The organism is Streptomyces sp. NBC_00203 (assembly GCF_045206325.1).
Taxonomy (GTDB): domain Bacteria; phylum Actinomycetota; class Actinomycetes; order Streptomycetales; family Streptomycetaceae; genus Streptomyces; species Streptomyces lutosisoli.
The window spans coordinates 6278248-6291565 of the sequence record NZ_CP108126.1; the positions used below are offsets into that span (position 1 = coordinate 6278248).

Annotated in this window: 10 protein-coding genes; 3 read left to right on the forward strand and 7 right to left on the reverse strand. The window is 70.9% G+C overall.

Annotated features, from left to right (window positions below; all coding sequences use genetic code 11):
- Positions 1-4: 4 nt before the first annotated feature.
- Complete coding sequence (locus OG975_RS28135; RefSeq protein ID WP_406332168.1) at positions 5-1576, forward strand: NADH-quinone oxidoreductase subunit M; 1572 nt, start codon at positions 5-7, stop codon at positions 1574-1576.
- Complete coding sequence (nuoN, locus tag OG975_RS28140) at positions 1573-3222, forward strand: NADH-quinone oxidoreductase subunit NuoN (RefSeq protein WP_406332169.1); 1650 nt, start codon at positions 1573-1575, stop codon at positions 3220-3222. The genes OG975_RS28135 and nuoN overlap by 4 nt, the downstream gene beginning before the upstream one ends.
- Before the next feature lie 76 nt (positions 3223-3298).
- On the opposite strand, the gene OG975_RS28145 is transcribed toward nuoN, so the two are convergent.
- Positions 3299-3949: a hypothetical protein gene (locus tag OG975_RS28145; RefSeq protein ID WP_406332170.1), complete on the reverse strand. Its 651-nt coding sequence runs from the start codon at positions 3947-3949 to the stop codon at positions 3299-3301.
- Between the two features lie 296 nt (positions 3950-4245).
- On the opposite strand from OG975_RS28145, the gene recQ reads away from it, so the two are divergent.
- Positions 4246-6261: a DNA helicase RecQ gene (gene recQ, locus OG975_RS28150; protein ID WP_406332171.1), complete on the forward strand. Its 2016-nt coding sequence runs from the start codon at positions 4246-4248 to the stop codon at positions 6259-6261.
- 77 nt (positions 6262-6338) lie between these two features.
- On the opposite strand, the gene OG975_RS28155 is transcribed toward recQ, so the two are convergent.
- Genes OG975_RS28155 through OG975_RS28180 form a run of 6 tightly spaced genes read right to left on the reverse strand, consistent with a single transcriptional unit; the run spans position 6339 to position 13285 of the window.
- Positions 6339-9089: a fumarate reductase/succinate dehydrogenase flavoprotein subunit gene (locus OG975_RS28155; protein WP_406336503.1), complete on the reverse strand. Its 2751-nt coding sequence runs from the start codon at positions 9087-9089 to the stop codon at positions 6339-6341.
- 44 nt (positions 9090-9133) lie between these two features.
- The gene (locus tag OG975_RS28160) at positions 9134-9940 is read right to left on the reverse strand and encodes an ABC transporter ATP-binding protein (protein WP_406332173.1); all 807 of its coding nucleotides are present in this window, start codon (positions 9938-9940) and stop codon (positions 9134-9136) included.
- Positions 9924-10883: an ABC transporter permease gene (locus tag OG975_RS28165; protein WP_406332175.1), complete on the reverse strand. Its 960-nt coding sequence runs from the start codon at positions 10881-10883 to the stop codon at positions 9924-9926. The genes OG975_RS28160 and OG975_RS28165 overlap by 17 nt, the downstream gene beginning before the upstream one ends.
- Positions 10880-12229, reverse strand: coding sequence for an ABC transporter substrate-binding protein (locus OG975_RS28170; protein ID WP_406332176.1), 1350 nt, complete (start codon positions 12227-12229; stop codon positions 10880-10882). The genes OG975_RS28165 and OG975_RS28170 overlap by 4 nt, the downstream gene beginning before the upstream one ends.
- A gap of 15 nt (positions 12230-12244) precedes the next feature.
- A complete protein-coding gene (locus tag OG975_RS28175; RefSeq protein WP_030347217.1) occupies positions 12245-12472 on the reverse strand; it encodes a ferredoxin family protein in 228 nt (75 codons plus the stop codon).
- Positions 12473-12505: 33 nt separating this feature from the next.
- A complete protein-coding gene (locus OG975_RS28180) occupies positions 12506-13285 on the reverse strand; it encodes a GntR family transcriptional regulator (RefSeq protein ID WP_406332179.1) in 780 nt (259 codons plus the stop codon).
- Positions 13286-13318 lie beyond the last annotated feature (33 nt).

Here is a 13318-nt window from a genome sequence, read left to right on the forward strand (position 1 = left end):
ACCGATGTCCTTTCCACTGCTGACAGCGACGGCGGCGCTCCCGGCCCTCGGGGCGATCGCCACGGCCGCCGTGCCGGCCGCGCAGCGCGTAGCCGCCAAGTGGCTGGCGCTGCTCGTCTCGCTCGGCACCCTGGTGCTCGCCGCCGTGACCCTGGTGCGCTTCGATCCCGGCGGCGACCGCTACCAGCTCACCGAATCCCACTACTGGATCAAGGACTTCGGGGTGCGGTACCAGCTGGGGGTGGACGGCATCGGGGTGGCGCTCGTCTCGCTGACCGCCCTGCTGATCCCGTTCATCATCCTGGCGGGCTGGCACGACGCGGACCCGCACGAGACCGGCAACAAGAGGTGGCGGCCGACGCAGGGCTTCTTCGCCCTGATCCTGGGCGTCGAGGCGATGGTGATCATCTCCTTCGAGGCCACCGACGTCTTCCTCTTCTACATCTTCTTCGAAGCCATGCTGATCCCGATGTACTTCCTCATCGGCGGCTTCGGGGACAAGGCCCACGAACACGGCGACGAAGTGGCGGCCACACAACGGTCGTACGCCGCGGTGAAGTTCCTCCTCTACAACCTGGTCGGCGGCCTGATCATGCTGGCCGCCGTCATCGGCCTCTACGTAGTCGCCGGGAACTTCTCGCTCCCGGAGATTGTGCAGGCCCGCGCCAACGGCTCGCTGCACATGGCGACCAGCACGGAGCGGTGGCTGTTCCTCGGCTTCTTCTTCGCGTTCGCGGTGAAGGCGCCTCTGTGGCCGCTGCACACCTGGCTGCCCAACGCCATGGGTGAGGCCACCGCCCCGGTCGCCGTGCTGATCACGGCGGTGGTCGACAAGGTCGGCACCTTCGCGATGCTCCGCTTCTGTCTCGGGCTCTTCCCGGAGGCCAGCAAGTGGGCGACGCCGGTCATCCTCGTACTCGCCCTGATCAGCATCGTCTACGGCGCGCTGCTAGCGGTCGGCCAGCGGGACATCAAGCGGCTGGTCGCGTACGCGTCGATCTCGCACTTCGGGTTCATCATCCTGGGCATCTTCGCGATGACCAGCCAGGGCCAGTCGGGCGCGACGCTCTACATGGTCAACCACGGGATCTCGACCGCCGCCCTGATGCTGGTGGCGGGCTTCCTGATCTCGCGGCGCGGCTCGCGTCTGATCGCCGACTACGGAGGAGTGCAGAAAGTCGCCCCGGTACTCGCCGGCACCTTCCTGATCGGCGGCCTCGCGACCCTCTCACTCCCCGGGCTCGCGCCCTTCGTGAGTGAATTCCTCGTCCTGGTCGGCACGTTCACGCGCTACCCGGTCGTCGGCATCATCGCCACCTTCGGCATCGTCCTCGCCGCGCTCTACACGCTCGTCCTCTACCAGCGGACGATGACGGGCCCGGTGAAGGCGGAGGTCGCCGAGATGCCCGACCTCAGGGTGCGCGAGCTCCTGGTGGTCGCTCCGCTGATCGCACTGCTGATCTTCCTGGGCGTCTACCCGAAGCCGGTCACCGACATCGTCAACCCGGCGGTCCAGCAAACCATGTCAGACGTACACAAGACGGACCCCAAGCCCGAGGTGGAGGCGGCCAAGTGAGCGCAGCAGCCGTCCACAGCCTGTGGACAACCGCGGCCGACCCGATCTCCAAGATCGACGCGCCGAAGATCGAATACGGGCAATTGTCGCCCACCTTGATCGTCATTGGTGCGGCGATCGTCGGGGTGTTGATCGAGGCGTTCGTGCCGCGCAAGTCGCGCTACTACGCCCAGGTGTTCGTCGCCGTCGTCGCACTCGCCGCCGCGTTCGCCGCGGTCGTCGCGCTCGCGGCGGGCGGATACGGCACGACGAAGGCGCACATCGCGGCGATGGGCGCGATCGCCGTCGACGGACCGGCCCTGTTCCTCCAGGGCACGATCCTCCTGGCCGGACTGCTCGGCGTGTTCACCTTCGCCGAGCGACGCCTCGACCCGGAGGCGCACGGAAACCGCGTCGACTCGTTCGCCGCACAGGCCGCGTCCGTGCCAGGCAGCGACAGCGAGAAGGCCGCCGTGAAGGCCGGGTTCACCACCACCGAGGTGTTCCCGCTCCTGCTCTTCGCGATCAGCGGCATGCTGGTCTTCCCGTCGGCCAACGACCTGCTGACGCTGTTCATCGCGCTGGAGGTCTTCTCGCTCCCGCTCTACCTCCTGTGCGCCGTGGCCCGCCGCAAGCGGCTCCTGTCGCAGGAGGCCGCGGTGAAGTACTTCCTGCTCGGCGCCTTCGCCTCCGCGTTCACGCTCTTCGGCATCGCCCTGCTGTACGGGTACGCGGGCTCGGTGTCGTACGCGACGATCGCGCAGGTCGTCGACGGCACCATCCAGAACGTCGACCCGGCGCTCGCCGGCACCATGGGCAACGACGTGCTGCTGCTCATCGGCGCCGCCATGGTCGTCATGGGCCTGCTCTTCAAGGTCGGCGCGGTGCCGTTCCACATGTGGACGCCGGACGTCTACCAGGGCGCGCCGACACCGGTCACCGGCTTCATGGCGGCGGCGACGAAGGTGGCCGCCTTCGGCGCGCTGCTGCGTCTGCTGTACGTCGTCCTGCCGGGCCTGCGCTGGGACTGGCGGCCGGTCATGTGGGCCGTCGCGATCGTCACCATGCTGGGCGGCGCGATCGTGGCGATCACCCAGACCGACATCAAGCGGCTCCTGGCGTACTCGTCGATCGCGCACGCGGGCTTCATCCTCGCGGGTGTCATCGCGACCTCGCCGGACGGTGTCTCGTCGGTGCTCTTCTACCTGGCCGCGTACTCGTTCGTCACGATCGGCGCCTTCGCCGTCGTGACGCTCGTACGGGACGCGGGGGGCGAGGCCACGCACCTGTCCAAGTGGGCCGGTCTCGGGCGCAGGTCGCCGCTGGTGGCGGCCGTGTTCGCGGTCTTCCTGCTGTCCTTCGCGGGCATCCCGCTGACCTCCGGTTTCGCCGGAAAGTTCGCCGTGTTCAAGGCGGCGGCGGAGGGCGGCGCTGCCCCCCTGGTCGTGGTCGGTGTGATCTCCTCGGCGATCGCGGCGTTCTTCTACATCCGGGTGATCGTGCTCATGTTCTTCAGTGAGCCGCGGCCGGAGGGCCCGACGGTCGCCGTGCCGTCGCCGCTGACCATGACGGCGATCGGGGTGGGCGTGGCGGTCACGCTGGTACTGGGTGTGGCGCCGCAGTACTTCCTGGATCTGGCAGGGCAGGCGGGGGTCTTCGTCCGCTGAGCCAAGCCGCTGCCGGTGAACCAAGCAGAACCGGGCCCCGCATCCTCCTCGGGAGGGAGCGGGGCCCGGGCCATGTTCAGTGGGCCATGTCGGCCATGTCGGCCATGTCGGCTGTTTGGGCCGTGGGGGTCTTGGGTGCCGTGGGAGCCGTTGGGGATGTGTGGGCTGTGTGGGCCGGGCGGGGTGGGCACTTCACCGTGGGATTCCACCGGTCGAACAAGCCGTTGGGGTTGTCCTTCCAGATCCAGACGTGCAGGTCGTAGTGGATCGGCATGGTGGCGTTGTGGCCGGGCATCGGGCCGTCGAACTTCTGACCGCCGAACATCGAAGGTCTGTCGTTGCTGGTCTTCAGGTTGTGGTCGGCGTCCGGAACGATCCACTCCACCCCGGCGAGCCGGCGCTTCCCGTTCTCCCCGTCCTCATAGAGGAGAGACGCGGGTTTCGCCGGGTCGACCGAGCCGTAGAGGGACTCCTTGAAGTAGTGGTAGCCCATGCTGCCGTGCCCCGCGGGGTCGGAGGAGCACGGATTGGGGACGTATCCATCGGCGATCGCGACCGACTCGTCGAGGTACTTCGCGGTCGCGGCATACGCCGTGGCCAGCTCCAACTGGACCTTCGGGTCGTCGGGGTCGTCCGCGGTGGCGTGGGCGGGGACGGTGGCCAGAGCGAAGGACGCCGCGGCGGCGGTCGCGAGGGCGATGGCGGTCCTGAGGGGACGCTGGGACATGCGATGACTCCTAGAGGCACGAGAGCACGAGAGGCGTACGGGACGGCGCCGGCCCGTCGGGCGCGGGCCCCCTCCTCCCCGCCCGAGCAGCATGTCCCTTGGTCGCGGGGCGTCGCCATGCATAGGGGGCCAACGGGCTGAACGCCGGCGGGTGCGCCGCCCGGGGGAGAGCGGGGAGCCGGGAACCGGTGCGGACGGGAGTCGACCGGTCGCAGCCTGTGGATAACTCTGAGGCTGTCGGTGCGGAGCCCTATGGTGGCTGTCGTGGGCGAAGCACGACGGACGGGGGACGGGCGATGGGCGGGACGGGTGTGATGACCGAAGCGGACGCGACGGAGACACGGAGTGACAGCGAGGCACTGGCCACGCTCCACCGGGTCTTCGGGTACGACGCCTTCCGCGGCGAGCAGGAAGCGATCATCGAGCATGTGGTGGCGGGCGGTGACGCCGTCGTCCTGATGCCGACGGGTGGCGGCAAGTCGCTCTGCTACCAGATTCCGGCACTGGTCAGACCCGGTACGGGCGTCGTGGTCTCCCCTCTCATCGCGCTGATGCAGGACCAGGTGGACGCGCTGCGCGCGCTGGGCGTGCGTGCCGGGTTCATGAACTCGACGCAGGACTTCGACGAGCGGCGGGTGGTCGAGGCGGAGTTCCTGGCCGGGGAGCTGGACGTGCTCTACCTGGCTCCGGAGCGGCTGCGTCTGGACACCACCCTCGACCTGCTGTCGCGCGCGAAGATCTCGGTCTTCGCGATCGACGAGGCGCACTGTGTGGCCCAGTGGGGTCACGACTTCCGTCCCGACTACCTGGCGCTGTCGCTGCTGGGCGAGCGTTGGCCCGACGTCCCGCGGATCGCGCTGACGGCCACGGCCACCCGCGCGACGCACAAGGAGATCACCCAGCGTCTGGGCATGCCGAGCGCCCGCCACTTCGAGGCGAGCTTCGACCGTCCCAACATTCAGTACCGGATAGTTCCGAAGGCCGACCCCAAGAAGCAACTGCTGTCCTTCCTGCGCGAGGAGCACACGGGCGACGCGGGCATCGTGTACTGCCTCTCGCGCAACTCGGTGGAGAAGACCGCCGAGTTCCTCTCCCGCAACGGCATCGAGGCGGTGCCGTACCACGCGGGCCTGGACGCGGGCACCCGCGCCACCCACCAGTCGCGCTTCCTGCGCGAAGAGGGCCTGATCGTGGTCGCCACCATCGCCTTCGGCATGGGCATCGACAAGCCGGACGTACGGTTCGTCGCCCACCTCGACCTGCCGAAGTCCGTCGAGGGCTACTACCAGGAGACGGGCCGCGCGGGCCGCGACGGACAGCCGTCCACGGCATGGATGGCTTACGGCCTCCAGGACGTGGTCCAGCAGCGCAAGATGATCCAGAGTTCGGAGGGCGACGAGGCGTTCCGCCGCCGGGCGGCCGCCCACCTGGACTCGATGCTGGCCCTGTGCGAGACGGCGCAGTGCCGGCGCTCCCAGCTCCTGGCCTACTTCGGCCAGGACCCGAACACCCCCGCGTGCGGCAACTGCGACACGTGTCTGACGCCGCCCGAGACCTGGGACGGCACGGTCGCGGCGCAGAAGCTGCTGTCCACGGTGGTGCGCTTGCAGCGCGAGCGGGGGCAGAAGTTCGGCGCGCTCCAGATCGTCGACATCCTGATGGGGCGCCGGACCGCCAAGGTGATCCAGTTCGACCACGACCAGCTGTCCGTCTTCGGTATCGGCGAGGAACTCTCCGAGTCCGAATGGCGGGGTGTCGTACGGCAGTTGCTGGCCCAGGGGCTGCTCGCGGTCGAGGGCGAGTACGGGACGCTGGTGCTGACCGAGGACAGCGGGACGGTGCTGCGGCGCGAGCGCGAGGTGCCGTTGCGCAAGGAGCCGCCGAAGCCGGTGACCTCCCGGTCGGGGTCCGGTTCCGGCTCGGGCCGCGGCGAGCGCAAGGCCAAGGCCGCCGTCGCCGAGCTGCCTCCGGAGCTGATCCCCGCCTTCGAGGCGCTGCGCACCTGGCGCGCCGAACAGGCCCGCGAACAGGGCGTCCCGGCGTACGTCATCTTCCACGACGCGACACTGCGGGAGATCGCCACGGCGTGGCCCACCTCGGTGAGCGGCCTGGGCGGCATCAGCGGGGTCGGTGAGAAGAAGCTGGCGACGTATGGCGAAGGCGTGGTGGCGGTCCTCGCGTCACTGGGAGGGGCTCCTGGAGCTGCTCCTCAAGCCGCTCCCGAGCCGGCTCCCGCGCGGGTGATCGCTGAGGCGCCGGACCCGGACTGGCCGGAGATGTACGAGGAGCCGGCGCCGGAGGACTGGATATAGGGGTGCGGGCGGGGTGTCAGTGTCCTAGCCACACCCCGCTGTGGGCGTGCGTGCCGCGAGGGGAGCCGACCGGGAGGTCACAGCGCCCGTGACGCATACGCCCTGACGTCCGCGTCCGGGTCCGACACAGCCGTGGCGAGGGCGGCACGGGCGTCCTCGTCGACCCCGGCGTGGCGGACCAGCGCCAGTACCGCCGCCTTGCGGACGTCGGCGTTCGCGTCGCCGAGGGCTTTGGCGAGGGCGGGGACGGCCACGTCGGCGACCGTGCCGGACAGCGCGGTGGCGGCGCCGGCCCGGACCTGCCAGGCGGGGTCGGCCTGGGCGGCGACGGCACGGATGGCCAGCGGCGTCGGGCACCCCGTGGCGGCCAGCGACTCGAAGGCCGCCGCGCGGACCAGGGCGTCGGGGTCCTCGGTGAGCTGATCGAGGGTGCTCTCGGCCAACGCGACTGAGGTCACGTTGGCCAGGGCCTTGGCCACGGTCACGCGGACCTCGCGGGAGAGATCGTTCGCCGCCCGGCTCAGCGGCTCGGCGGCATCGACGGAGACGAGTGCGCGCACGGCCTCGATACGGACGGAGATGTCGGGATCGGCGAGGGCGTCCACGAACAGTGCCGCGTCACCCAGGCGCAGCGCACGCAGGACGTCCAGGGCGGCGGCTCGCACGACGGGATCGTCCTCGACGAGGGCGGAGGCGAGGCCGTCGCGCAGCTCGGGCTCGGGCCGAAGGGTCTCGACCAGCTCGCGCAGTGAGGCCGCGGCGGCGGCCCGTACGTCGCCGTGCGGGTCGCGCAGCGCGGCGGCGAGAGCGGGCCCGCTGCCGGTGGGCACGGTCTCGGTGAGTACGGCGACGGCCGCGCGCCGGACGGCGGCGGCCGGGTCGTCCAAGTAGGGCTGCAGGGCGGTGAGTTCGGGCTCCTCTTCGGCGAGGGCGAGGAGTTCGAGCAGACGGGGTGAGGAGTCGCCGCCCTCGCCCTCGCCCGAGTGATCACCGGCGCGGCTGCCCACGGCGTCGGTACCCGGGGCCGTCGTGACCGCAGGCCGCGAGGCCACCGGTGCCGCATCCCGCGCACCCGCCGTGGCCACCCCCTCCGCGTGCACCTCGCCGAGGTGTCGGGAGGGCCCGCCGGCGGGGGCGAAGTCGGGGACGGGGACGAGATAGGGAGCCACGGGTCGGGCCGTGAACTCCATCGAGCCAGAGGGGGACTTGTGCAGATCGAGGTGGTGGAACCAGGAGGCGTCGTCACGCGCGGGATGGTCCGTACGGTCGTGGTACAGACCCCAGCGGGACTCCGTGCGGGCGAGCGACGCGCGCGCGGCCATCTCCGCGCAGTCGCGGATGAAGGTGACCTCGGCGCACCGCATCAGCTCGTGCGGAGTGCGGGCACCCATCTCCGCGATGTCCGCGCGCATCCGCTCGAACGCCTCCAGGGCGAGAGAGAGCCGGGCGCCGGACTTCGGCGGTGCCACGTAGTCGTTCACGAAGCGGCGGAGCTTGTACTCGACCTGGGGCTGCGGCGGCCCGTCCGGGTTGCGCAGCGGGCGGTAGATCAGCTCGTGCGCGTCACGAAGCTGGTCCGGCGGCAACTCACCTTCGTAGGGCTTGTACTGGGCGGCGTCCGCGCCCGCAAGGTCGCCGAAGACGAAGGCGCCGATCATGTAGTTGTGGGGGACGCAGGCCAGGTCCCCGGCGGCGTACAGGCGCGGCACGGTCGTACGGGCGTGGTCGTCGACCCGTACGCCGGAAGCGGAGTGGCCGCCGCACAGGCCGATCTCGGAGATGTGCATCTCGATGTCGTGGGTGCGGTAGTCGTGACCCCGGCCGGCGTGGAAGGTGCCGCGGGTGGGGCGTTCCGTGGTGTGCAGGATGGATTCGAGGGCGCTGATCGACTCCTCGGGCAGGTGGCTCAGCTTCAGGTACACCGGGCCCCGGTCGGAGGCGACCTCCGCGGCGAACTCCGCCATCATCTGGCCCGACCAGTAGTCGGAGTCGACGAAGCGTTCGCCGTGCCGGTTGACCTGGTAGCCGCCGAAGGGGTTGGCGACGTAGGCGCAGGCGGGGCCGTTGTAGTCCTTGATCAGCGGGTTGATCTGGAAGCACTCGATGCCGGTGAGCTCGGCGCCGGCGTGGTAGGCCATGGCGTAACCGTCGCCGGCGTTGGTGGGGTTCTCGTAGGTCCCGTAGAGGTAGCCGGAGGCGGGCAGGCCGAGGCGGCCGCACGCCCCGGTGGCGAGGATGACGGCACCGGCGCGGACCGACACGAACTGCCCTGTACGGGTGTTGAAGCCCGCGGCGCCGACCGCGCGGCCGTCCGCCGTGAGGACCCGTACCGGCATCACGCGGTTCTCGATGCGGATCCGCTCGCGCATCTCGCGGCGCCGCAGCTGCCGGTAGAGGACCTTCTTGACGTCCTTGCCCTCGGGCATCGGCAGCACATAGGAGCCGGACCGGTGCACCTGGCGGACCGCGTACTCGCCGTGCTCGTCCTTCTCGAACTTCACGCCGTACGACTCCAGGCGCTGGACCATGGCGAAGCCGCGGGTCGCGGTCTGGCGGACGGTGGACTGGTCGACGATGCCGTCGTTGGCGCGGGTGATCTCGGCGACGTAGTCGTCGGGTTCGGCGCGGCCGGGGATGACGGCGTTGTTGACGCCGTCCATGCCCATGGCGAGGGCGCCGGAGTGCCGGACGTGCGCCTTCTCCAGGAGCAGAACGTCGGCGCCGTGCTCGGCGGCGGTGAGGGCCGCCATGGTGCCGGCCGTGCCGCCGCCGATGACGAGGACGTCGCAGGACAGCTCTTCGGCGTCAGCGAGCGCGGGGATCTCCACAAGGGTGTCCGCGAGGGTGTCCACGAGGGTGCCTTTCCGGTTCTTCAACTGCCGAGTGAGGTGAGGACCTCGCGGCGCAGGGCGAGCCGCGCCGGGTCGTCGAGTGCGGATCGCTCGCGTGGGCGCGGGACTTCGCGTACGGCGAGGAGCGTGCCGGTGGTGCCGGGCGCACCGTTGCCGGCCTGGCGGTCGGAGCCCAGGAGCGTCACCCGGTCGCCCAGGAAGAGCGCCTCGTCCACGTCGTGGGTCACGAAGACGACGGTCGCGCCGGTGCCGTGCAGTACCTCGACGAGGAGCTCCTGCATGCCGGCACGGTTCTGGGCGTCGAGGGCGCCGAAGGGTTCGTCCATCAGGACGGCGCGGGGTGCTCCGGCGAGGGCGCGGGCGAGTTGCACGCGTTGGCGCTGGCCGCCGGAGACGCGGTGCGGCAGCTGCCGTTCGCGGCCCGCCAGGCCGACGCGGTCGAGCCAGGCCGAGGCCTGTGCCCGGCGTTCGGCTCGGGGCAATCCCTTGATGGCCAGGGGGAGTTCGACGTTGGCGCGCAGGGTGCGCCACGGCAGGAGGGCGTCCTCCTGGAAGACGAGAGCGCGGTCGGCGGCGGGGCCCACCAGCGGGCGGCCGTCCTGGGCGACTGTTCCCGCGAGGGCGGGCAGCAGTCCGGCGAGGGTGCGCAGCAGGGTCGACTTGCCGCAGCCCGAGGGGCCGACGACGGTGAGGATCTCGCCGGGGGCGATGTCGAGGTCGACGCCTTCGAGGACGGGGGAGCCGGGGCGGCCGAGCGAGGCGTTCACGAGGGAGAGCCGGGTGCCGCGCGTGGCCACGGACCTCTCCGTCTCAGACGAGGTGTTCATCGCGCACCCCTTCGGGGGCCGTGGTCGCCGGCGCGGGGGAGACCGGGGAGGCAGCCTTGCGTACGCGCGCCCCCACGGCACGTGCCCGCCTCCCCGTGCCACCCGCGCGCGCCCCGGTGACGTACTCCGTGCGGGGCAGCCACCTGGTGAGCCGTCGGCCCACGCGTTCGACGGCCGTGGAGGTGACCCAGCCGAGCACGCCGATCGTGACCATGCCGACGAAGACGCCGGGGTAGTCGACGACGGTGTAGTCCTGCCAGGTGCGGTAGCCGACGCCGTACTGGCCGGAGATCATCTCGGCGGAGATGACGCAGATCCACGAGACGCCGATGCCGACCGAGAGGCCGCCGAAGATCCCGGGGAGGGCGCCCGGCAGGACCACCGAGCCGAGCACCCGCCACCGGCCGCCGCCCATCGTGCGCACCGCCTCCTCCCACACGGGAGTCAGCGCGCGGACCGCGTGCCGGGTGGAGACCAGGACGGGGAAGAAGGCGGCGGTGCAGGTGATGAAGACGATGCCCTGTTCGTTGAACGGGAAGAGGAGGATCGCGACGGGGACGAGCGCGATGGCGGGGATCGGGCGGACCACTTCCAGGACCGGGCCGAGCAGGTCCTCGGCGAGGCGGGAGCGCGCGACGAGCACTCCGGTGGCCACGCCCAGGACGGCCGCCAGCAGGAAGCCGGTGAGGATACGGGTGAGGCTGTCGGTGAGGTCCGTCCAGTAGTCGTCGCCGCCGAGCCGGTCGCCGAAGGCGCGGGCCACGTCGGCGACGGTCGGGAACTGCGAGAAGCGCAGCCAGAGATCGACGTTGAGGCCGGTCAGCAGCTGCCAGGCGGTCAGGGCCGCGGCGAGCGACGCGCCCCTGACGAGATATCGGCCGAGGTACCCGCCGAGGTACCCGCCGAGATGCCGGCCGAGATGCCGGCCGAGACGCGGGCTCATGACGCCCGCTCCAAGGCGGCGGCGTAAGAGATCGTGCGCGCGCCCTGGTGGCCGGCGATGTAGGCCCGGGCGGTCGCCGCCGTGACGAACGGGTGCAGGCCGGCGCCGTCGGCCACCCACACCGCCCTGTCGGCGAACCACAGGGTGCCGGTGGTGGCGTCGGGGACGTAGGCGGCGCGCAGGGCGGTGCGATGTGCGGCCACGTAATGGAGAAGGGAGGAAGGGGAGTTGAAGGTACGCGTGCTGGTGGCGCCCTTGGGCCATGCCTCGCTCGCTGCCGGTGGGGGCGTCGCGGCGAGCTGGTCGGCGTACGCGGTCGGGCCGAGCGCGCGCTTCACGTACTGGTCGTCGACGAAGGCGTCCACGTCCACGTCACCGACGAGCTTCGCCGACTTCAGGACGGACACGTCCTTCTTCAGGGCGGAGATCAGGCGTGGTTGGAGCGCCGGACCGAAGGTGGCGATGCCATGGGCGCCGTTGTAGAGGTAGACGACCTCGGCGGGCAGGCCGGTCGCCTTCGCGACCTTCTCCGCCGCGGCCACCGGGTGGTCGTGGAGGTAGGCCGTCGCGTCCGACTGCGCCTTCAGGAACGCCTCCAGCACGGCCGGGCGGTGCCGGGCGAAGTCCTCCCGCGCTGTGACGCCGTGGAAGGTCGGCAGGTTCAGTTCGGCGCCGTCGTACAGGGCCTTCGCCTTGCCCTGGTAGGCGAGCAGACCGGGCCAGGCGACGAACTGGGAGAGCGCGTCCGTACTGCCCGCCGCCAGGGCCGAAGCACCCACCGCGGGCTGCTGGTTGAGCTTCTCGATGCCCTTGTCCGGGTCGATTCCGGCACGCTGGAGGGCCCGTACGAGGGTGCCGTCGGCCGCCGAGCCGATGCTGGTCGACACCTTCTTGCCGCGCAGGTCATCCAGCGAACGGAGCTTCGAATTCGGTGCCGTGACGATGGTGTTGAGGCCGCCGCGGAGGTTGTAGCCGGTGACGGAGACCAGGTGCGTGGGGCGGCCGAGCTGTGTGCCGCGGGCCGCGTTGATGAGGAGCGGGAAGTCGCCCATCGAGCCGATGTCGATCTTCCCCGCGGTCATCTGGGCGGTGATCGGGGCGCCGGTCGCGTAGTCCTGCCAGTCCACTTTGTAGGTGGTGCCGTCTCCGAGGGCGTTCAGCTCCTTCTCGAAAGAGCCGAGCGAGCGAAGCAGGGTTCCCGCCGTGACGGTGTTGATCGTCTTGGACTGGTAGCCGACCGTGACGGTGACCGTGGAGCCGTCACCGGATCCGGTCTCGGCGCCGCAGCCGGTGAGGGGGAGTGTGAGGGCGGCCGTGGTCAGGACTGCAAGTGCCTTGTGGTTCATGGGAGTTCGGGCCTCTCACCGGAGCAGATAGGGCATGTTGACCGTGACGGCTCCGGTGGGACAGCGGGCCGCGCACGGGCCGCAGTACCAGCACTCGTCGACGTGCATGTACGCCTTGCCGCTGCTCTCGTCGATGGCGAGGGAGTCCAGCGGGCACATGTCCACACAGAGGGTGCAGCCGTCGATGCACTTCGACTCGTCGATGGTCACGGGCACGTCGGCCCGCTGGGGCGCCAAGGGCATGGCTGTCTCCAGGGATCGGTACAGCGAGGGGGACTACAGCGCGCGGCGGAGCTGGCCGCTCATCGTGATGCGGTCGCCGCGGAAGCGGATGAACTCCAGGTCGACGGGGCGGCCGTCGGCGAGGTGCGTGAGGCGTTCCAGCATGAGTACGGCGGTGCCGCGTGGGGCCTGCAGTACGGCAGCGGAGTGCGCGTCCGCGTTCACGGCCTCCAGGGTGATGTCGGCGTGCCCGAGGGGCTGCCCGGTGATGGCTTCCAGAAGGCGGAAGACATCGGTGTTCTCCAGGTCGGCGCCGAGCAGGGCGGTGCCGAGGTCGAGCGGGATGTAGGTGAGGTCGAGCGAGAGGGGAAGGCCGTCGAGGCGGCGGAGGCGTTCGATGTAGAGGACGTCGGCGCCGGGGGCGATGCGGAGGCGGTCGGCCACCGGGGCGGGCGCGGCCACGGGGCCGACGGTGCGGACTTCGTTGGTGACCTGGCCGTGTTCGCGCAGGGTTTCCGCGAGTCCCATCAGCCGGTCGAGTCCGTGCGGGTACTTCTGGGCGACGACGACCGTGCCGACGCCGGGGAGGCGCTCCACCAGGCCCTCCGCACGGAGCAGGTCGAGGGCTTGGCGGACGGTGTTGCGCGAGGCGCGGTAGTCGGCGCCGATGGCGGCCTCGTGCGGCAGGGCGCCGTCCGGGAAGCCGCCGGTCAGCACCTGGTGGCGGAGCAGGTCGGCGAGTTGCCGGGCCCGGTCGGCGCGCAGCCGGCGCCGGCGGGCGGCGACGGTGGTCGCGCCTTGGCCGGCGTGGTCTCGGATGCGTTCGGTGGGCATGCGACGGACCATACCGACGGGGTGTGGGGTGTG

Coding starts and splice junctions, on each gene's coding strand:
- OG975_RS28135 (WP_406332168.1), top strand. CDS start 5: ATGTCCTTTCCACTGCTGACAGCGACGGCGGCGCTCCCGGCCCTCGGG.
- OG975_RS28145 (WP_406332170.1), bottom strand. CDS start 3,949: ATGTCCCAGCGTCCCCTCAGGACCGCCATCGCCCTCGCGACCGCCGCC.
- recQ (WP_406332171.1), top strand. CDS start 4,246: ATGGGCGGGACGGGTGTGATGACCGAAGCGGACGCGACGGAGACACGG.
- OG975_RS28160 (WP_406332173.1), bottom strand. CDS start 9,940: ATGAACACCTCGTCTGAGACGGAGAGGTCCGTGGCCACGCGCGGCACC.
- OG975_RS28165 (WP_406332175.1), bottom strand. CDS start 10,883: ATGAGCCCGCGTCTCGGCCGGCATCTCGGCCGGCATCTCGGCGGGTAC.
- OG975_RS28170 (WP_406332176.1), bottom strand. CDS start 12,229: ATGAACCACAAGGCACTTGCAGTCCTGACCACGGCCGCCCTCACACTC.
- OG975_RS28175 (WP_030347217.1), bottom strand. CDS start 12,472: ATGCCCTTGGCGCCCCAGCGGGCCGACGTGCCCGTGACCATCGACGAG.
- OG975_RS28180 (WP_406332179.1), bottom strand. CDS start 13,285: ATGCCCACCGAACGCATCCGAGACCACGCCGGCCAAGGCGCGACCACC.